20 protein-coding genes and 1 pseudogene are annotated in these 18,907 nt (G+C 39.6%); 5 read left to right on the top strand and 16 right to left on the bottom strand.

All coding sequences use genetic code 11. The features are described 5' to 3' along the window. The first annotated feature begins 185 nt into the window (after positions 1-185). From HMPREF2805_RS01790 to HMPREF2805_RS01775, 4 genes are read left to right on the top strand one after another with little or no spacing between them, the layout of a single operon-like run. Entirely contained in the window at positions 186-764 is a 579-nt protein-coding gene (locus HMPREF2805_RS01790; RefSeq protein WP_075231148.1) for a flavin reductase family protein, read from the top strand. Then, the gene (locus HMPREF2805_RS01785; protein ID WP_075231147.1) at positions 751-1,311 is read left to right on the top strand and encodes a GNAT family N-acetyltransferase; all 561 of its coding nucleotides are present in this window, start codon (positions 751-753) and stop codon (positions 1,309-1,311) included. Before HMPREF2805_RS01790 ends, HMPREF2805_RS01785 begins: the two co-directional genes overlap by 14 nt. Continuing rightward, positions 1,311-1,889, top strand: a complete 579-nt coding sequence (locus tag HMPREF2805_RS01780; protein WP_075231146.1) for an AAA family ATPase — start codon at positions 1,311-1,313, stop codon at positions 1,887-1,889. Before HMPREF2805_RS01785 ends, HMPREF2805_RS01780 begins: the two co-directional genes overlap by 1 nt. After that, positions 1,882-4,533 carry a valine--tRNA ligase gene (locus tag HMPREF2805_RS01775; RefSeq protein ID WP_075231145.1) on the top strand — a complete coding sequence of 884 codons (2,652 nt, stop codon included), beginning with the start codon at positions 1,882-1,884 and terminating at the stop codon, positions 4,531-4,533. The genes HMPREF2805_RS01780 and HMPREF2805_RS01775 overlap by 8 nt, the downstream gene beginning before the upstream one ends. Positions 4,534-4,552: 19 nt before the next feature. On the opposite strand, the pseudogene HMPREF2805_RS10480 reads toward HMPREF2805_RS01775, so the two are convergent. From HMPREF2805_RS10480 to HMPREF2805_RS01765, 3 genes and pseudogenes are all read right to left on the bottom strand, one after another. Next, a pseudogene (locus tag HMPREF2805_RS10480) lies at positions 4,553-4,893 on the bottom strand (group II intron maturase-specific domain-containing protein); the annotation flags it as partial. A gap of 101 nt (positions 4,894-4,994) precedes the next feature. After that, positions 4,995-5,681 carry a YoaK family protein gene (locus HMPREF2805_RS01770; RefSeq protein ID WP_075231144.1) on the bottom strand — a complete coding sequence of 229 codons (687 nt, stop codon included), beginning with the start codon at positions 5,679-5,681 and terminating at the stop codon, positions 4,995-4,997. A 212-nt stretch (positions 5,682-5,893) separates the two neighbouring features. Further along, the gene (locus HMPREF2805_RS01765) at positions 5,894-6,586 is read right to left on the bottom strand and encodes a hypothetical protein (protein ID WP_075231143.1); all 693 of its coding nucleotides are present in this window, start codon (positions 6,584-6,586) and stop codon (positions 5,894-5,896) included. A gap of 280 nt (positions 6,587-6,866) precedes the next feature. Here HMPREF2805_RS01765 and HMPREF2805_RS01760 point away from each other — a divergent pair, with 280 nt between their 5' ends. Next, positions 6,867-7,097 carry a hypothetical protein gene (locus HMPREF2805_RS01760; RefSeq protein WP_075231142.1) on the top strand — a complete coding sequence of 77 codons (231 nt, stop codon included), beginning with the start codon at positions 6,867-6,869 and terminating at the stop codon, positions 7,095-7,097. Between the two features lie 212 nt (positions 7,098-7,309). Here the strand turns inward: HMPREF2805_RS01760 and HMPREF2805_RS01755 are convergent, their stop codons facing one another. The 13 genes from HMPREF2805_RS01755 to HMPREF2805_RS01700 all read right to left on the bottom strand — a co-directional run bounded on the left by HMPREF2805_RS01755 (position 7,310) and on the right by HMPREF2805_RS01700 (position 18,902). After that, positions 7,310-8,083 (bottom strand): NUDIX domain-containing protein, encoded by a 774-nt coding sequence (locus tag HMPREF2805_RS01755; protein ID WP_075231141.1) that lies wholly within the window; start codon positions 8,081-8,083, stop codon positions 7,310-7,312. A 1-nt stretch (position 8,084) separates the two neighbouring features. Next, positions 8,085-8,861, bottom strand: coding sequence for a nicotinamide riboside transporter PnuC (gene pnuC / locus HMPREF2805_RS01750; protein WP_075231140.1), 777 nt, complete (start codon positions 8,859-8,861; stop codon positions 8,085-8,087). Between the two features lie 9 nt (positions 8,862-8,870). Then, positions 8,871-9,929, bottom strand: a complete 1,059-nt coding sequence (locus HMPREF2805_RS01745; RefSeq protein ID WP_075231139.1) for an AAA family ATPase — start codon at positions 9,927-9,929, stop codon at positions 8,871-8,873. A gap of 248 nt (positions 9,930-10,177) precedes the next feature. Beyond that, on the bottom strand, positions 10,178-12,610 hold the full coding sequence (locus tag HMPREF2805_RS01740; protein ID WP_075231138.1) for an ATP-dependent Clp protease ATP-binding subunit: 2,433 nt from the start codon (positions 12,608-12,610) through the stop codon (positions 10,178-10,180). Positions 12,611-12,616: 6 nt separating this feature from the next. Further along, entirely contained in the window at positions 12,617-13,075 is a 459-nt protein-coding gene (locus HMPREF2805_RS01735; RefSeq protein ID WP_075231137.1) for a CtsR family transcriptional regulator, read from the bottom strand. Between the two features lie 517 nt (positions 13,076-13,592). Next, on the bottom strand, positions 13,593-14,471 hold the full coding sequence (locus HMPREF2805_RS01730) for a hypothetical protein (RefSeq protein ID WP_075231136.1): 879 nt from the start codon (positions 14,469-14,471) through the stop codon (positions 13,593-13,595). After that, positions 14,468-14,941, bottom strand: coding sequence for a DUF6932 family protein (locus HMPREF2805_RS01725; protein WP_083301260.1), 474 nt, complete (start codon positions 14,939-14,941; stop codon positions 14,468-14,470). The genes HMPREF2805_RS01730 and HMPREF2805_RS01725 overlap by 4 nt, the downstream gene beginning before the upstream one ends. A gap of 382 nt (positions 14,942-15,323) precedes the next feature. Beyond that, complete coding sequence (locus tag HMPREF2805_RS01720; RefSeq protein ID WP_075231134.1) at positions 15,324-15,734, bottom strand: DUF722 domain-containing protein; 411 nt, start codon at positions 15,732-15,734, stop codon at positions 15,324-15,326. A 377-nt stretch (positions 15,735-16,111) separates the two neighbouring features. Further along, positions 16,112-16,660 carry a hypothetical protein gene (locus HMPREF2805_RS01715; RefSeq protein ID WP_075231133.1) on the bottom strand — a complete coding sequence of 183 codons (549 nt, stop codon included), beginning with the start codon at positions 16,658-16,660 and terminating at the stop codon, positions 16,112-16,114. Positions 16,661-16,669: 9 nt separating this feature from the next. Then, entirely contained in the window at positions 16,670-17,530 is an 861-nt protein-coding gene (locus tag HMPREF2805_RS01710) for a phage major capsid protein (RefSeq protein ID WP_075231132.1), read from the bottom strand. 48 nt (positions 17,531-17,578) lie between these two features. Then, positions 17,579-17,809, bottom strand: a complete 231-nt coding sequence (locus HMPREF2805_RS01705) for a hypothetical protein (protein ID WP_075231131.1) — start codon at positions 17,807-17,809, stop codon at positions 17,579-17,581. Between the two features lie 89 nt (positions 17,810-17,898). Beyond that, positions 17,899-18,060 carry a hypothetical protein gene (locus tag HMPREF2805_RS11220; protein ID WP_173278057.1) on the bottom strand — a complete coding sequence of 54 codons (162 nt, stop codon included), beginning with the start codon at positions 18,058-18,060 and terminating at the stop codon, positions 17,899-17,901. Beyond that, positions 18,057-18,902 (bottom strand): ATP-binding protein, encoded by an 846-nt coding sequence (locus HMPREF2805_RS01700; protein WP_075231130.1) that lies wholly within the window; start codon positions 18,900-18,902, stop codon positions 18,057-18,059. Before HMPREF2805_RS01700 ends, HMPREF2805_RS11220 begins: the two co-directional genes overlap by 4 nt. Between the last annotated feature and the right edge of the window lie 5 nt (positions 18,903-18,907).

Genomic DNA, 18,907 nt, shown 5'->3' with positions numbered 1-18,907 from the left:
CCACAAATGTGTCAAAACTGGTTGCTAATGGATGAAAATGAAATAATATTGTCTTTTTGTTTTAAAGGCGTAAGTTGCGGGCATTTGCCCGAAATTGGGTGGTACCGCGGATTAACACATTCGTCCCTGTCAGATTGATGGCAGGGGCGATTTTTATTTTAGACCCCTAGCCAAAGGAGGTTGTCATGAAACAATCTTTTAACACCAGCAAGCTCTACTATGGTTTTCCTATCTTCATCTTGGGATATCAGGACAAAAACTTTGGGCACAATATCACGACCTGCAGTTCCTCTTATAGCCTGGGAGATTGGCTGGTCATCGGTGTTGGCGCTGAGGAAAATGCGGCTGACCAGATTAAGCATTATCAACAGTTTACCGTAAACATCCCTGATGAAAATCTCATGCTCGAAATGGAGCAGGCTGGTTTTATCAGCCATCGAGAAAAGTTAAAACACCTGGGACTAGACTACGAAATTTCTGTACGGACTCAGGCCCCGATTTTAGAGGCATGTCCAGTCGTATTGGACTGTCAGGTAGATCGAATTATCGAGGAAGATGGAATTTGTCATATCTTTGCCAAGATTCTCGAACGACTGGCTGATCCAGAGCTCTTGGACGATAAAGGGCATTTTAAAAATGACCGCTTTGCCCCAACTTACTTTATGGGGGACGGTCATCAACGCGTTTACCGTTATCTGGATGACCGAGTCGATCCCATGGGAAGCTTCATTAAGAAAGCGAGGAAGAAGAATGACAAGAGCTGAACTGCCAGAAAAAATCGAAACGGAGCGACTGGTCTTACGAGTCCGCACCGTGGCGGATGCTGAGGATATCTTTGACTATGCTAGTCGTCCAGAGGTTTCTTACCCAGCAGGCTTCCCACCCGTCAAGAGCTTGGAAGATGAGATTTATTACCTAGAACATATCCTTCTCGAGCGCAACGAAAAAGAAAATCTCCCAGCAGGCTACGGAATTATCGTTAAAGGAACCGATACAATCATTGGTTCTGTCGATTTCCCCCGTCGTTACGAAGACGATGTACTGGAGATTGGCTATATCTTGCACCCAGACTATTGGGGGCGCGGTTATGTGCCTGAAGCGGCGCGTGCCTTGATTGATTTATCTTTTAAAGAATTGAACCTACACAAGATTGAGCTGACTTGTTTTGGCTATAATGTCCGAAGTCAACGAGTCGCAGAAAAACTTGGATTTACCCTCGAAGCTTGCATAAGAGACAGAAAAGATGCTCAAGGAAACCGCTGCGATGATTTGAGATATGGCTTGCTGAAGAGTGAGTGGGAGGTGGATTGATGCATGTTTTCATCATTGGAGCTCCAGCCTCAGGGAAAATGACCATTGGTCAGGAACTTTCAAAACTCACCGGTGCGACTCTCTTTTTCAACCATCAACCAATTGATTTCGCACTCGAAATCTATCAGGACTTTACGGAAGAAATGTGGGAATTTGTTCGTAGCGTTAACTTTTCTTTTCTTGGAACAAGTGCCAGGCATCATCGGTCGGTGATTTTAACAGGTGTAACTGATTTTTCAAATCAATACCATCTGATGTATTTGAAGGACATTCAAGATTTGTTAAATGAGTATCATCAAGAGATTCTTTTTGTTGAATTGGAAACAAGCCTTGAAGAGCGCTTACGTCGAAATCGGACGGAGAATCGGTTGAAGTATAAACCCTTGAAACGGTATTTTGAGGTATCTGAAAGAGAGATTTTAGAGACTGATAAAACGAATCAACTTAATTCTCAAAAGCAACCGAGTGCTCTTCACCACTACCTTAAAATTGATAATACGAATCTGTCCGCAGAAGAAGGTGCAAAGCAGATTCAAGAAAAAATGAAAACAATAGAGAAAGGACAAACACATGTCTAAAGAACTTTCACCTAAATACAATCCAGCCGAGGTTGAGGCTGGTCGTTACCAAAAATGGCTTGACGAAGATGTTTTCAAGCCTTCAGGCGATAAAAAGGCTAAGCCTTATTCTATCGTTATTCCACCACCAAACGTAACTGGGAAACTCCACCTTGGTCACGCTTGGGATACGACTTTGCAAGATATCATCATCCGTCAAAAACGCATGCAAGGTTTTGACACCCTTTGGCTTCCTGGTATGGACCACGCGGGGATTGCGACTCAGGCTAAGGTTGAGGAGCGCTTGCGTGGCGAGGGCATTAGTCGTTATGACCTCGGTCGTGAAAAATTCCTCGAGAAAGTCTGGGAATGGAAAGACGAATATGCAACTACTATCAAGGAACAATGGGGCAAGATGGGTCTCTCTGTAGACTACTCTCGCGAACGTTTCACTCTTGACGAAGGTTTATCAAAAGCCGTTCGTAAGGTCTTTGTGGACCTTTACAAGAAAGGCTGGATCTACCGTGGTGAGTTTATCATCAACTGGGACCCAGCAGCTCGTACAGCCCTTTCTGATATCGAGGTGATCCATAAGGACGTCGAAGGTGCCTTCTACCACATGAACTACATGCTGGAAGATGGTTCACGCGCTCTTGAAGTGGCGACTACTCGTCCTGAGACCATGTTTGGGGACGTAGCCGTTGCGGTCAATCCAGAAGACCCACGCTACAAAGACTTGATTGGTAAAAATGTCATTCTTCCAATCGCTAATAAACTCATCCCAATCGTTGGTGATGAGCACGCAGATCCTGAGTTTGGTACAGGTGTTGTGAAAATCACACCTGCCCACGATCCAAACGACTTCTTGGTTGGTCAACGCCACAACTTGCCACAAGTCAATGTTATGAACGATGACGGAACTATGAATGACTTGGCTTTTGAATTTGCAGGCATGGACCGTTTTGAAGCTCGTAAGGCAGTCGTTGCTAAGTTGGAAGAAATCGGTGCCCTCGTTAAAATCGAAAAACGTGTCCACAGTGTTGGTCACTCAGAGCGTACAGGTGTTGTGGTTGAGCCACGCTTGTCTACGCAATGGTTCGTCAAGATGGACCAATTAGCTAAGAATGCCATTGCCAACCAAGACACAGATGACAAGGTAGAATTTTACCCACCTCGTTTCAACGATACCTTCCTCCAATGGATGGAAAATGTCCACGACTGGGTAATCTCTCGTCAGCTCTGGTGGGGGCACCAAATCCCTGCTTGGTACAATGCCGAGGGTGAAATGTACGTCGGTGAAGAAGCACCAGAAGGTGACGGATGGACTCAGGACGAAGACGTCTTAGACACTTGGTTCAGTTCTGCCCTTTGGCCATTCTCAACCATGGGCTGGCCGGATGTCGACTCAGAAGACTTCAAACGTTACTTCCCAACTTCAACCTTGGTTACAGGTTACGACATCATCTTCTTCTGGGTGTCTCGTATGATCTTCCAATCCTTGGAATTCACTGGCCGTCAGCCATTCCAAAACGTTCTTATCCATGGTCTCATTCGTGACGAGCAAGGACGCAAGATGTCGAAATCTCTCGGTAACGGGATTGACCCTATGGATGTTATTGAGAAATACGGTGCCGATGCCCTTCGTTGGTTCCTTTCAAACGGTTCTGCACCAGGTCAAGACGTGCGCTTCTCTTATGAGAAAATGGATGCTTCATGGAACTTCATCAACAAGATCTGGAACATCTCTCGCTACATCCTCATGAACAATGAAGGATTGACCCTTGAGCAAGCAACTGCCAATGTAGAAAAAGTTGTTAACAAGGAAGTTGGAAATGTCACTGACCGCTGGATTCTCCATAACCTCAATGAAACGATTGGAAAAGTTACTGAAAACTTTGACAAGTTTGAGTTTGGTGTGGCTGGACACATCCTCTACAACTTCATCTGGGACGAGTTTGCGGACTGGTATGTTGAGTTGACCAAGGAAGTCCTTTATAGCGATAACGAAGAAGAGAAAATCATCACACGTTCTGTTCTCCTTTACACTTTGGACAAAATCCTTCGTCTCCTTCACCCAATCATGCCATTCGTGACAGAGGAAATCTTTGGACAAATCTCAGAAGGCTCTATCGTTACAGCAGAATACCCAACGGTTAACCCAGCCTTTGAAGACCTTGCTGCCCACACTGGTGTAGAAAGCCTCAAAGACTTGATCCGTGCTGTTCGGAATGCGCGTGCGGAAGTAAACGTAGCTCCAAGCAAGCCAATCACCATCCTTGTTAAGACCAGCGATAGCGACTTGGAAGCCTTCTTTAACAGCAATGTCAACTACATCAAACGCTTCACAAATCCAGAACACTTGGAAATCGCATCAAACATCCCCGCACCTGAACTCGCTATGTCAAGCGTCATCACAGGAGCAGAAATCTACTTGCCTCTCGCTGACCTCCTCAATGTCGAAGAAGAACTGGCTCGTCTCGACAAGGAACTGGCTAAATGGCAAAAAGAACTGGATATGGTCGGTAAGAAGCTCTCTAACGAACGCTTCGTAGCCAATGCCAAACCAGAAGTCGTCCAAAAAGAACGCGACAAACAAGCCGACTACCAAGCTAAATACGATGCGACCGTCGTACGTATTGATGAGATGAAGAAATTGGTGGAATAAAATCGAGTAGCGGCTAAGACTAACCCCACTCACACCATGGTACATGCCGTTCAAGGTAGTAAACCAAGTAAGAAACCAGTCCACGTTTTCGAGGACTGGTTTTGATATATCACGTTTAAGTACCGACCTCTGAGCCCTAATTGATAGTGTTCACCCCAGCCAGATCCTTATCTGCTATCCTTTTAGGAATTCCTAACTTAAGTAGGCCCGACAGTCGTTTAGATTTCTTCTTCCATTGCTTCCATATAATCACTCGTAGACGAGTACGCGAGCGCTCATCTATGATGATGACTATGTGCTTCATATTCCCCAGTGAGAAATAGTTATCCATCCCCGAATGGACAAACTCAGTTGTTCAAGAGTCCACCGGTAGTGGGAAGCCCACGGAGGACTCCACCTCAGATGTACGACATGTCCATCGTACCAAAATTGGCAAATCTCAAATTGAGATTTGCCAATTTTTATATATTTTCATCTTGCAAATCGAGCTGCTTCACTCTAGCAATATAGTATGCCATAATCAAAAACAAATTGAAGCTGACAATCCAGATAGACCATTCATGGAGAAAATGCATAGATACAGCCAAGCTAATGGCTCCCACTACGAAACTGCCTACTACAATGCCATAGTTCAAGGCTTGACGGCGATATTCTTGAATATCTCCTTCTCCTCTAACGATACGATACAAAGCAGTCAACATTTTTCGGTAATTCCCAGAGGTCATAAAAATGACATAGGGATGATCTTCAATCAAACTGCCCGTAAATGTTAGCATCATCATTCCAGTTCCAAAAGCAATAAAAGGAACTTCTAATAGAGGAAAGCGGGAAAAGAAGGGAAGAACAAGGGTCCCGATAAATAAGGGAAGTAGCATCTTAACCCGCCAGTAGGCTGTTTTGCGATATTCTTTCATGTGTAAGGCAAAAAGAAAGCCTAGGGAAAAGAATATAATCGAGCAGAATCTCAACATAGTATTGATGACATGTGAATCGTGCCAATCTGATATCAGTAGGAGAATGTTCCCTGTCTGCGTTGCCACCAAACTATGGTACTGGATATGACAGAATACATCCAAAGAACCACCGATAAAGCCAAGGAACACTCCCATGAGTCGTGTGTTTTGAGGTAAAATTAATTTATCTGGCATTGATTCATCACTCGTTTCCCTTTGATTTTTTCATTATACCACTTTCTCTGAAAGAAACTAAGTGAAAAACGGTTAGTTCAGGTAGATATGATTAGATATACTCCCAAGTTAGTCTCATCTCTGGAGTTCATTTATGACGTCTTATCAACTTCAAATGCTGTAGGCACTCATCAACTAAACTATTTTTAAACAAATTATGTCAGTACTGGAGTCTATGGCTTAATCAAAGTAACACTTGAAACAGTGCCATCTGCGCCTGTTATAATTTGAATGACTTTTCCACCACCAATTTTGGCATTATATTTACCATCATCAAGAGTATAGGCATAGCCTTGGATAGAGTAGTTTTCTTTCTTACCATCAGCAGATTCTACTGTAAATTGACCACCTGATGAGACAGTGATAGTCTCGCCATTAGCCCCCTTCCAGTTGCCAGCTGCGGCAGAGAAATCTCCATCAACCATGGTTAGAACACCCTTGTAACGTTTGTTGTGTTCTGCTTGCTTATCTTGAAGTTTGCGGTCAGTAGTTGGGTCATAAGTCGACTGGCTAGTCTGTGCTTGAGAACCTTGTTGATTTGAGGGAGTTTGCGAAGATGCCTGTTGGTTAGAAGCTTCTTGACTCTGTCTTGTTTCTGGTGCTGGTGTTGCTTGCGATTGATTAGCAGTAGTCGTTGACTGATCGGAAGATGATGATTTAGCTTTTTCTGATGAAGCTGAACTTGAGGACTTCTGAGTCTTGTTCTCTTTACTTGAAGAACTTGCCTTAGAACTAGAAGATGCTTGTGTTGTCTTGCTAGAACTATCACTTGTGGTATTTTCTTTCTTATTACCACAAGCCCCCAATAGTAATGTTGAAGCGAGTACAGTTGCGGCCATTAATTTGATAGAAGTTTTATTTTTCATTTTTTGCTCCTTTGTAACATTTTTGAAATGTTAAGAAATGTTTTTGTAACATTATTGTAATGTTTGTTTTAAAATCTGTCAACTATTTATCTAAAATTTTTTAGAATTATTTTTTAGTACATTTATTTTCTTACTCCTCCTATATCTTTTATTCGTAAAGAATTTAAAAAAACACAAAAGTTCTTCCTGACAAAGTGCTATATTTCAAAGTGTAATCGCTTGCATTTTTTTCTTGAAAGACTATAATAAAATTGAAATAGGATATTGGAGGTGTAGGCTTATGTTAAGCAAATATTACAAGTATCTTCCTTGGTTGATTTTAGATGCTTTCTGCTCTTATCAGTCTGCAAGTCGCTACGCCCAGACCACATTTGATTTGTTCTACTTAACCACTATTTTCATGATTGTCTATGTAGCTCTACTGTACTTACATGAACATTATTTAAAATATAAATACAAAGATTTATTCATTCGTTTTATGAGTAATCCTAAAAAAGATAAACATCCTTAAACAAAAAATAACAACAAAAAGAGGCCGGGAAGAATCCCGACCTCGATTTTTTATGAATAATAAACCTTTGACACGATAGTTGAATTGAATTTTGACACAAACTTTATTTTCTCTATTCTCAAACTTGAACCAGCCATCGGATTTGTTGAAACTTCTCAGGACTGAGACTAGGAAATCGAGACTTGGTCTATCGATTTCTATCCCAAAGCTTTTTATTTCAATCGATAGGTTTTTCTTGGTTTCTTTTTAGGCACTCGTTTGAGCCCAACTTCTTCCACATACTCCCCGTATTTTACGAGAAAGTTATTGCTGACGATTGGTCGTCCTGGGTTGATGAGATTGACCAATTCGGTCCCTTCATAGACAGTGAACTCCTCCTCTAGCAGATAGAGGAAGGTCGGATTCCAGTCAAGACGCCCTTGGATTCGTTTAATAGACTCTTGGATAATGGCATAATGGTCAAAGGCGAAGGCGTGCTCCTCCAACTCTAGTCCCTCTAGGAAGCACTTGCCCGTCTGAAAATCAACATCGACAAAAACCACATCCTTGGCATCATCTCCAGCTTGAACGAGATCAAGTGCGCGGCTAGGTAGATACACCAAGTGGGCGATAGTAACCGTCCAGCCCCGCGGATCACGGCCTGGTGTAGACACTGTCATCAACTGCTCGATTTTTTCCAAAGGAAGGTCGAGGTTAACCTCTTCTCGCACCTCACGCTGGCAAGCATGCCTTGCATCTTCACTCTTATCCATAAAACCACCGACCAAAGCCAAACAGTTTTGAAAAGGATGGGCCTTGCGACGGATCAGCAAGAGTTTGATTTTCCCTTCCACAAAGCAATAAGCTACCATATCCACCGTCACGCTCGGTTTTTCATACTGAGGAAGATCCTGTTTGCAGTACCAGTCTAAAAATTCCTTCTCCGTCGCATGAATCTCAAAATATTCTCTTTCTGTCATTCCAGCCGGGATTATCCTTTCAGTCATCTTATCCCTCCTTGACAGCTTTTGTCCATTGGTACCAACCAACTAAACTATTGATGGTGTAAACCCAGTACATACCTTGGATATGGATATTTTCACCCCACCAGAGGTAAATACTAAAGAGATTGGTTGCAATCCAGAAAATCCATTGCTCCCGGTAAAGACGTGTCATCAAGAGCTGACCAACACCATTGGTCGCATCGGTAACACTGTCACGGAAAGGACGAGCGCTATGGATACTTTGGTAGGCAAAGCCCATGCCAATCCAGATGATAGCAGTCAAAGCCAAATATTTGAGCCAATCAATCAAACCAAGTTTCTTAGCTTCAAAGTGGGATTCTTCTGGTTTTCCTTGCTCATTGATCCGATTAGACAACCAAGTATAAAGACCAATGGGCTGCATCACAAAGAAATAAACTGTGGTCAATACTTCACCATAGAAAGTGGCATCCATGGCCAATACCAAGTAGATAGCAGAGTTAATAGCTCCAAAAAGGTAGTTGCTTGCCCGACCTTCAGCTACCAAGATAACGCAGACAATCCCTGTCCAAGAGGCCAAAAGACCAACCCAATCATGACTTTCCGTGTTTTGTGTAAACTCCAGAATAAGAGGGACACTTGATAAAACAATCAAATAGAGCCACTGGAAAAGACTGCGTCCCACAAAGAGGTCTTTCCAAAGCAAACGCATAACTCCTGCAAAACCAATTTTACGAGCTTCTGCGTGAACATTTTTAAAGTTTGCGATAAATCGAGTAATTTTTTCAGTTATTTTTTTCATTTTCTTCTCCTAATCTGCTTGGTAAATAGCATCGATAGCTACTTTTGCTGCTTCATAATTTCCTAGATAGTCATCAGCTAGATAAACATGAGGGATAGTAGGCAGATATTGCTCCCTCATCATATCCAAATGCTGAGAAAAACTATGACGGATATGGTCTTCTGCCATGGTCATGTCTCGAAAACCATCATTGACATAAGAGCCAACAGGTTGCACAAAGAGGATTAAATCCCACTTTTCCTTGGCTAAGATGGAAACGAAGAGATTATCAAAGGTTTCTACGGACAAGTCCCCCTGCTCTTCAGTTTCCATGTAGTAATCGTAGTAACCCTTGGTTACCAATGAGTTGGTGTCTGCAATGACCAAGCCTCGATTGGCATTGCTATCGATTAACTTGGAAGTTTGGTCATATTGGCCCAAAAGAAGGTAATAATAATCTTTTGGGGTAAGCTCATCATCTCGGACATTATTTTTTATCTGATACTCACGAGCATATTCCAGACTGACTGGCGCATCATAGAAGCGAGCTAAATCCTTTGCTAGAGTTGTTTTCCCATTACTAGCACTTCCCATAATCAACACTTTTTTCGTAAACTGACGGCGGAATGGTTGAGCGATATATTTCCAATATTTACTTGGATTTTCTCGAATCATGGTAGCCGAAATTCCAAATTTTCTTTCCTGTAGAACAGTCTCAAAACCACGTTTTGACAATTCTTGTTGGTATTCGGACTCTCCTACAAAAAAGATAAGCTCCTCACTAGTATGGTCATAGGAAATGGCCTGCAACATCTGATCCAACCACTCCTGCCAGCCCATTGGATAGCGTGGAATATTGGTTTCGTCAAGTTTACAAACAGAGGTCAACTCATCATCTCGAAATGCTTCACGAATATAGCGAAACCTCTTTTGTAGTGTAAGTCCAACCTCTTCACCACGATCTCCCTCATAACCTGAAACTACCACCCATACAGCATCGCATTGTCGTTTTGCTCTTTGGATTAAATCAATATGCCCCTGATGCAAGGGAGCAAAGGTTCCAAAAACCACCGCTATCTTTTTTTTCATGTCTTTTCAACCTTTTTATAACTTTTTATATTTTATATCATACTTTACCTTTCTGTATTTGTCAACGCTTTTTTATTAATTTTTATAAAAATATTTTCTACATGATTGGATTTTTTTCTTGATATACAAAACTTGATCAGTAGAAATTCGTTTTTGAACTCCTTAAACTAAATGCACAATTCAAGTAGCTATTTGGGCAATAACTTTTCAAAAAAGAGGCTGAAACAATCTGTTCCAACCTCACAATTTTAAACAATCTCAAATTTTAACTGACCAGCTTTGACACCAATCTTCAGAGTCTTACCAGTTTCCAATTCACCTTTAAGGAGAAGTTCTGCAAGTTTGTCTTCCACTTCCGTTTGTAGGGTTCTACGAAGTGGACGAGCTCCCATCTCTGGATCATAGCCTTGCTGAGCTAGGAGTTTAAGGGCTGATGCTTGGAGTTTCAAGTCAATTCCTTTTTCTGCTAGGCTTGCAATCAATGGTTTGACCATAATCTTAACTACTTCTTGCATATCTTGACTTGACAAGCTATGGAAGACCACCTTTTCATCAATACGGTTGATAAACTCAGGTCTATAAGCTTTTTTCAGTTCTTCAAACATGCGTTTTTCCATATTTTCCTGGTCAAAACGGATATCCTTAGCTCCAAAACCGACGGTCTTATCATCCCGAATGGCTGTCGCACCAAGGTTTGACGTCATGATGATAATGGTATTGGAGAAGTCAACCTTGCGACCCTTACTGTCTGTCAAGACACCATCATCCAAGACTTGCAAGAGCACATTAAAGATGTCTGGGTGAGCCTTCTCTACCTCGTCAAAGAGCAAGACTGAGTACGGTTTGTTACGAACCTTCTCGGTCAACTCTCCGCCTTCTTCGTAGCCTACATAACCTGGAGGAGCTCCATTGAGACGACTGGCTGCAAATTTCTCCATGTATTCACTCATGTCAAAGCGGATAAGAGCAGACTCATCATCAAAGAGAACTTCCGCCAAGGCCTTGGCCAACTCGGTCTTACCAACACCTGTTGGTCCTAGAAACATAAAGGAGCCAATTGGACGTTTGTTATTGCGAATACCCGATTGATTTCGGCGAATGGCACGACTGATACTAGATACAGCTTGTTCCTGTCCGATAACACGTTTATGCAGTTCAGCCTCAAGATTGAGATACTTCTTGGCATCTGTTTGGGTCAATTTTTGAACTGGAATACCTGACAAGCGACTCAAGGTGGTCAAAATGTCTGATTCTGTCACCAAGTCTTTATAAACAGGTACTTCCTGTTCTTTTGCAATGAGTTGAGCAGCTTGCTTCCATTTACCATCCATCAAGGCCTTATCTGCAGGTGTTAAACCTGACTCATCTTGTTTAGCGTGTTTCGATTTATTTTGGACAGTTGCTGCGGCTTCATCCAAAAGATCAATGGCTGAGTCGGGCAAGTGACGACTTGTCAAATAGCGATGTGCCATTTTAACAGCTGTTTCGACAGCATCGTCTGTAATTTGGACATGGTGGTGCTTCTCATAAGTTGCTTTTAATCCTTGTAAGATAGCCATACTATCAGCCACGCTCGGCTCCTCAATCATCACTTTAGCAAAGCGACGAGAAAGGGCTGCGTCTTTTTCGATATGTTTTTGGTATTCTTCCTGAGTGGTTGCTCCAACGGTTCTCAGAGTTCCACGTGCCAAGGCAGGTTTCAGGATATTTGCTGCATCTAAGGTCGAGTCAATCCCGCTCCCTGATCCCATAATGGTATGAAGCTCATCGATAAAGAGGATGACCTTGCCATCTTCCTCAATATCTTTGATGATATTGTTCATACGTTCTTCAAAATCCCCACGGAAACGAGTTCCTGCAACCACATTCATCAAGTCAAGTTCTAGGACACGCATTTTAGCCATTTCATCTGGCACATCTCCGTTGGCAATACGTTGGGCAAGACCAAGTGCCAAAGCTGTTTTACCCACACCCGCATCTCCAACTAGGACTGGATTATTTTTGGTCTTACGACTCAAGATTTGAATCATACGAGAGATTTCTTGGTCACGCCCGATGACTGGTTCCAATTTACCTGAGCGAGCTTGCTCCGTAAGGTCATGAGTGTAATCTTCCAAACCTCCACTTGGAGTCTGAGGCATGCCCATCATATTAGCCATAGAATTTTGCTTGTCCGCTACCGTACGATGACGCTGGCGAAGGGCCTTCAAATCATCTCTAGTCCAACCCGCACGCGCTTCAAGACTACGACGAAGTCCAGCAATCTTGACCTGATCCTTCTGATCTTCGTAAGAAAATCCCGCTTTTTCTAGAATGCGAGTAGCTAAGGCATTGCCATCATGTAAGATAGCATAAAGCACATGCTCTGTTCCCAATACCTTGGCATGAACGACAGAAGCAACGTGCTCTGCTTCCAACAACAATACCTTCAAACGGTGTGAAAAAGGTAACTCCTGATAATTTTCCTTATCGCTATACTTTGTTTCAGTCAGCTCTACAGCAACTTCCTCCAGGCGATCAATCTCATATGGAAATTCGTTTAAAGTCGCCCCAGCTACACTGTAACCATGATTGGCCATAGCAATCAATAGGTGCCATGACTCTAGGTATTCTGCCCCAAAATGACTTGCGACCAGAAAGGCACTGTCTATACATTCTCTCAATGCTTTTGAATATTTCATTTAGTTCTATTTTCCTTTTCTATCTACCTCTTGTAATAACTGACGGAGCATATTGGCACGGATAAGATTGGCATCCTCACCTAGAACTCGGTCTGTCGCCATCGCTAGTAATAGATTCATCTCCTGACGAGTCACTAAATCCTGTTCAAACAAGAGTCTTAAAACATCTTCAAAGATAACTAGGCTGACTTCTTCGCCCACCGAATACAGTAAATCGCGGAGCATTTCATGGTGGTTTGAGAATTCAATCCGACCAATGCGAATATAACCGCCACCTCCCCGCTTACTTTCAACTAAATAGCCTCTGCTTTCAGTAAATCGAGTCTTAATCACATAGTTGATCTGGCTAGGCACGACTTGAAAGGTATCCGCTAATTGGCTTCGCTGCAATTCAACCATACCCGACTGCTCCAAAATCGCCTTGATATAGGCCTCTATATGGTCTGATGTATTTTTAAATCTCATAGAACGCCACCTCTTTCTTTGAACCTTGACCATCTTTGACTATACTATCATTTAACACTCTATAAGTCAAATTTTTAGAGCTCAGCCCTTGAAAATACTGACTTTCTTTAAAAACATTTAGGCATTAAATCGCCTTAGTTTTTCTTGATAGTTCCTAAAAAAGTCCACAAAAAAGAGCCCTAAAATGGGCGTAATATTGACGAGTTCAGCAGGCAAGAAACTAGCACGGTCAAACGTGCTTTTTTAATACCTAGTAATATTATAGCATATCTTCCTCAGCATTTCCATTTCGCACATTTGTGCCGACTGACGCACTGTTGAGGTGTAATTTTTTTGTATTGATGTACTAAAAGTCACTTCTACGTGGTGTTCAAAGCCTAGTCTAGTTTTCTTAATACTTGCAAATTTAATATTTAGAACTTTCGTTTCTTCCTCTACTATTCGCAAAAAATAAAGGAGTAACTATCTTTGACAGTTACCCTTTTTTACTCTAATTATTTTTATTAGATAATTAGGATTATATTTCTACTATATTTCTAACTGATGAAGTTACATAAGTGAAAGTATGTTGTGTACGTCTAATAACTACTTTTACACTTGTCTTAATTTGATATTCTTCATTTGTAGTTAAATGAAGTGATTTTATTTCTGGATCGTTGACCTTTACATTCACAATCCCTTCTTGAGTATCCAAAGTTATTTTCTGAGTAGATAAGTCAACCTTGATTAATTTCCCCTGAACTATGATATTTTCTTGTTTTTCTATATGAGTATCCTTAAATTTTTTGTTAATCTCTACTATCTGCTCTTTAGCAAATAGCTTATTAGAATTATTTAGCTTATCTTGAATCTCTATCCCAAGTTTTTCTTTATTCAATCTAGATACTAATTGTTTCACAGAATTAAAAGTTCTTGAACTATATGTCTCAACAAATTCTGGAATATCAATTGTTCCTTCAAGCAAATCAGATACATCATTCATTACATTTATTGCTATATTATTTTCACGATCGAAGATTGAAAGTTGATTAGTTTTTAATCCCAAATCAATTATAAATGAACCTGCTCTGGTAGAAGTAATTATAAGTTCATTCCGATTTAGAATATCTTTTGGAATCTGTCCTCGCTTTCCTTCAAATCCAATACACGATGCTATCCCATTTTCTTGAATACTCTCGACTGATTTGAGAGTTTCTGACAGTTGTCTTAACCCAATTTGTCCAGAAGGAAGATTTTCTGAAAGCAATCTGATAGAAAGCATACTCTTAACATTGCTTGAATTTATCGCTTCTTCAAATTCTCTCATTGATTCAAGTCCCATATGCAACATAACTCTTAATTCATCATTAGAAACTTTATTCGCTCTATCTTCAAGTATTTTTAATTCTGTACTCATAAAACCACCTCCTTATCTAACTCGATAATTCCTTTAGGGTTATGATTTCTGTCAAAACCAAATTTCCCTAACCAATAGGTTTCCTGGTAATCTATTTCATACCATTCTTTAGAAAACTGAACAAAGAAATTTTTATCCCAACAAACATAAACATCTAAATATTTATCTAATAACTCTTCATGTTTATTCCTTAATAATTGAAAGTATTCGCAATTATTGGGATCTGGCTCAATAAATACAACACAATCAATATCGTTTGGATCCACCTTGTTGGAACAAAAACTGCCATCAATCCAGACTCTAGTTACTTTATTTTTATCTAATTCACTCCAAAAACTACAAAATGATTCAAAATTTCTATGACGTGTAGTTGAAGTTCGAAAGCCATTCACTAAAAAATCTTCAATTTCTGATTTTTCTCGTACATCAATTACGCCACCCTCTAGATTCCCATGTACGTTAAATTGCATATTCCCCTCCATACTTTAATCAAACAATGATTTAATCATATCTGCAATTCCTAATTGTATAATGTAGTTTTTCAAGAGATAAATTAATACTTTGAACTAATTATATCCCTTTTTTACTTATTATTCAATGTTGTTGATTAAGTATTACCAAAAAAATCAGTCGTTGTGGATTTATTTTTAATTAAGACTCAATTAGTCCGTATACAACAAAGCAAGGACAGACTGAAGTTTAACTTGAATTTTAAAACTCAATGTAAATCTTGCATTTTACTCAAAATTGGCTAGTTTTTACCCCCTTTTTGTCTGGAGGTCTCCGACTTGGAAAAAGTTCCCTTCACCGGTACCCTACTGGCCAGAAAGATTTTTTAAAAGGTGGGGGGAGTCAATATCCTTTCAACTCAACAAATCTTTTAGCGATTACCTTTCTACGGCTATTTATATAACGAGTAGTTTTATTTAGTTTCTCTGCCACGTCTTCCCAAGTCGCACCAGCTTCTAAATATCTCATTTTAAAAATGACTAGATCACTTTCAATTAAGTTTTCCATCAAGGTATCTACAACTAGTTTAAAGCCTTCTAAATATCTTAGCGTTTGGTCTTCTTCAATTCTAATGATGGTTGCTTCAGTAGGACTATATACTGTCTTGCTTTTCCCACCAGTACAATCTTCAGCGCTATGTTTCTTATTATGTATTAGTTCCTGTCTTCTCAAATAAATTTTATTAGCAAGCGTTCTATATCGTCCTAACTCAATATCTATCCCGTCCAGGTCTCTGTTACTCAACTCGTACATAGGCAAGTACCTCCACTTAAATTTAAAAAATTTTTTATCTTTCAATTTGTCAAATTGTAAATTCTGTCAAACTGACAAAAAGCGCTAAAAGCCTTCCAACACTCCACTTACCAGGTATCATTGTTTTAAGTTTGACAACTCTTCAATATGACAAGTTCAAGGGAAATTTCTTTAATTTATCCCCTCAGTTTCTCATATCTTACATTCTGTGAAACTCACTCCATTCTGTAAACCTCTGATATACCTTGCTTTCAAGCTATTACTTCTTTTCAGTTTATGCTTACTTTGTTATGTGAAACTTAGTAAAGCATAAAAGTAGGACTAGCGATATTTCTTTTGTTTGAGCCATATATCACTAGCCTTACTTAATTTGTTCCCTATTTTTCTAGATACACTTTGATGTCCCGATATTCCTTAGAAAAATTCATCCATCCGCTAGAATCAGGGGTTAAGAATGGTAGAACAGTAAGCGGACTTACTTCTGTTCGATACGGCGATAGAGAATGTCTCTGACTTATTTCTCTGACTACACCTGTATGGATTTCTTCTACATCCTTCTTCAGTTCTTGAATTTCATCATATGCGTCCAGAATTCGTCTAAGTTTGTTTCGGTATTGTTTATAGATCTTCTTAGTTTCCATCCGTTGCTTAGTCTCTTTAAAAATGTATTCAAAGATGACTGCATTAGCTTCTGAAAAATCACTATCAAATTTTTCCTGAAGGCCATCAATAGCTTTTTCCATCTTTTCCAGCTGCTCTAAAGATTCTAAGTTATTTGACAAAAAAGAATCTATGTTCTCAAATGAAACTGCTTGATTGCCTAACAGGCTTTTCCTTTTTTCGCTTAACTGTTCTCGTGCTGAATTAATCTTACTTTTTTTATTATCTATATCATCCAGTGTTTCAAATACTTGATTAATATCCATTTCTTTCTCCTAGTTCCATTGAATAAAGTAACCACAATCTTCTTCAACTTTTTTTACATCAAATCGGGTATGTAAAATCAACCGTTTCCCAAAATAGTCATTCGCATTCACCCAACTAAGTGTATCTTTCTTGCGATCAAACAGAGTAACAAAGTTTTCTAGATCTCCGATAAAGCCTTTTTTGTCGCCTTTGTTCCCTAATGTCGTATCATCTACAATTAAAAAGTTATCTACAAAGAATGTTTCACTTGTCCCTGTCTCTTTATCAACTTTAAGAAGATAATTTCCTGAAGTGTCTTTCATTTTTTCTAAGACACTAAATAGTGATTGACTAATAACAATAGATACATTGCGCTCTGGATTGATTAAAGAAACAATAGATTTCAAGTCGTCCAGACTTGTAGCGGTCTGTACTTTCGCAGTTTGGAGAATTTTCCCAATCTCTCTATTTCGTGTTCTACGTTTTAATTTAATAATCTTCTTACCAAGAAAATCCGTTAAATTATATTGGCCATCATCTAATTGTTCCTGTGAAAAATCAAGTTTTCCACTGAATAATTTAACTAAGTAATCAACGCTGATAGTTTTCTTTTTATCTGCTTCTGTTCTCTCAACCGAATTTTCGCTAACTTCTTGTAATGAATCAGATTCAAAGTCAGTTACTTCATACTTCCCACCACGGGTACGAGTCTCAATAACATTTACTAGATCAACCAGCTCTTTACGTTGATGTTCATCTCCATAACTATCAAGGATTGGTTTTTCAATGAGTACATGATTATTTTCTACGTTCATCCCTCTAGTGTTATAACCTGTACTTCGGATATAAGCTTCTAAATTTTCTTTTTGTTTAGCTAAGTTAGTTGTCATTTTTTGCTCCTTCATCTTTTAATATCTGATTTTTGTTTATAATTTTTTCTAAAATTCTTTGCTCTTAGTTTTTCTTTTATAACTCTCCGAGCCTTTAGAATCATTTTTTCTAGATTTTGATTTGTCTTGTTTGTTAGCATATTTTTCTAGTATTTCTTGTTTCCGTTGTTCTAAGCTATTATCTTCTTTTTTACATTGAGAAAAGATTTTCTGTCTTTTATCTGGATCCATAGAAAACTTATTGGCTACTACATACCCTAAAGAAGTATCTCCTGACATCTCCCTCACCCCCTTTCTATGCAAACAAAAAGGGACATACCACTAGCATTATATGCTTACGGTATGTCCCTGAGTTGTTCTCAATAGACTTATTTTTTAGTTTCTTTTTTGACTAGATGAGTAAATTTCCCATCTGAATAGAATAAAGTAATTTCTCCAAAACTTGGAACTTTTTCTATCTCTATTATACCACGTTTTTCGTATACAACAAAGCCTTTTTCTGTTGCAAATCGCATTTTATCATCATTCATTGATATTCTCCCCTCACTGTGTTTATAGTGTATCTTTTATCTTTGATCGTAAAAGCCTTGAAAGTGTTCCCTTCTAAACCTTTCAAAATTCTACTTGAATTTCTAGCATTGTAAACAGTCCGCAGTTCACTACTATCTAGGTTCGTGTTGAAAATCGTAGTTTCTCGATTGTTGATAATATCAAACAAGAAATCCTGTTCCCAGTCACTCTTAGGTGTTACCGTCCCATTTTTTGCCCCCAGGTCATCGATGATTAGAAAATCTACATCAACTAACTTTTTAACCGCCTCATACTCTGTTAAGTTTGCATTTCTTCCATAAGTCCAGCCTTCTTTTATCTGCTTGATAATCTCGGTTAAGCTGACAAACAAGACACTCTTAGGCTCGTTCTTCTCTCTGAAGCTCTCATTGATTTCTTTGGCCAGGGCAAGAGATAAATGACTTTTCCCTATTCCTGTGCTACCGCTGATTAAGGTATTTCCTGTCATACCTGCAAGATACTTCTGGGCTTGACCTTTTACAAACTCCAACATCTGTCGCTCCTCTGCCGTCTTAACAAAGAAATTATCAAATGTCGCTCCCTTTAACTCTTTAGGAATTGTACTATCACGCATTAATACATCATAAGTTTTAAAATACGTTTGTCTATCATCAAACCTCTGTAATAGGTCTTCCTCTTTTTGTTTAATCTCCCCCTTCACACACTCCGGGCAAAATGGTTGTATTTTCCTTTCTGAACTCCCTACTACAGGTATAGAAATCTCCCAGTAATTTACCTGATGAATATCACAAACTTTATCTGATATTTTTTTGTTATTGAACTCTTTAAATTGTTCCTTCATCTTCG

This window comes from Streptococcus sp. HMSC034E03, from assembly GCF_001811505.1.
Taxonomy (GTDB): Bacteria; Bacillota; Bacilli; order Lactobacillales; family Streptococcaceae; genus Streptococcus.
The sequence above is the reverse complement of the archived record's forward strand: the minus strand, read 5'-3'. Positions and strand labels throughout refer to the sequence as shown.

Coding starts and splice junctions, on each gene's coding strand:
- HMPREF2805_RS01765 (WP_075231143.1), bottom strand. CDS start 6,586: ATGAAAAATAAAACTTCTATCAAATTAATGGCCGCAACTGTACTCGCT.
- HMPREF2805_RS01755 (WP_075231141.1), bottom strand. CDS start 8,083: ATGACTGAAAGGATAATCCCGGCTGGAATGACAGAAAGAGAATATTTT.
- pnuC (WP_075231140.1), bottom strand. CDS start 8,861: ATGAAAAAAATAACTGAAAAAATTACTCGATTTATCGCAAACTTTAAA.
- HMPREF2805_RS01735 (WP_075231137.1), bottom strand. CDS start 13,075: ATGAGATTTAAAAATACATCAGACCATATAGAGGCCTATATCAAGGCG.
- HMPREF2805_RS01745 (WP_075231139.1), bottom strand. CDS start 9,929: ATGAAAAAAAAGATAGCGGTGGTTTTTGGAACCTTTGCTCCCTTGCAT.
- HMPREF2805_RS01775 (WP_075231145.1), top strand. CDS start 1,882: ATGTCTAAAGAACTTTCACCTAAATACAATCCAGCCGAGGTTGAGGCT.
- HMPREF2805_RS01760 (WP_075231142.1), top strand. CDS start 6,867: ATGTTAAGCAAATATTACAAGTATCTTCCTTGGTTGATTTTAGATGCT.
- HMPREF2805_RS01715 (WP_075231133.1), bottom strand. CDS start 16,660: ATGGATATTAATCAAGTATTTGAAACACTGGATGATATAGATAATAAA.
- HMPREF2805_RS01730 (WP_075231136.1), bottom strand. CDS start 14,471: ATGAGTACAGAATTAAAAATACTTGAAGATAGAGCGAATAAAGTTTCT.
- HMPREF2805_RS01740 (WP_075231138.1), bottom strand. CDS start 12,610: ATGAAATATTCAAAAGCATTGAGAGAATGTATAGACAGTGCCTTTCTG.
- HMPREF2805_RS01700 (WP_075231130.1), bottom strand. CDS start 18,902: ATGAAGGAACAATTTAAAGAGTTCAATAACAAAAAAATATCAGATAAA.
- HMPREF2805_RS01725 (WP_083301260.1), bottom strand. CDS start 14,941: ATGCAATTTAACGTACATGGGAATCTAGAGGGTGGCGTAATTGATGTA.
- HMPREF2805_RS01705 (WP_075231131.1), bottom strand. CDS start 17,809: ATGTCAGGAGATACTTCTTTAGGGTATGTAGTAGCCAATAAGTTTTCT.
- HMPREF2805_RS11220 (WP_173278057.1), bottom strand. CDS start 18,060: ATGAATGATGATAAAATGCGATTTGCAACAGAAAAAGGCTTTGTTGTA.
- HMPREF2805_RS01780 (WP_075231146.1), top strand. CDS start 1,311: ATGCATGTTTTCATCATTGGAGCTCCAGCCTCAGGGAAAATGACCATT.
- HMPREF2805_RS01785 (WP_075231147.1), top strand. CDS start 751: ATGACAAGAGCTGAACTGCCAGAAAAAATCGAAACGGAGCGACTGGTC.
- HMPREF2805_RS01770 (WP_075231144.1), bottom strand. CDS start 5,681: ATGCCAGATAAATTAATTTTACCTCAAAACACACGACTCATGGGAGTG.
- HMPREF2805_RS01720 (WP_075231134.1), bottom strand. CDS start 15,734: ATGTACGAGTTGAGTAACAGAGACCTGGACGGGATAGATATTGAGTTA.
- HMPREF2805_RS01710 (WP_075231132.1), bottom strand. CDS start 17,530: ATGACAACTAACTTAGCTAAACAAAAAGAAAATTTAGAAGCTTATATC.
- HMPREF2805_RS01790 (WP_075231148.1), top strand. CDS start 186: ATGAAACAATCTTTTAACACCAGCAAGCTCTACTATGGTTTTCCTATC.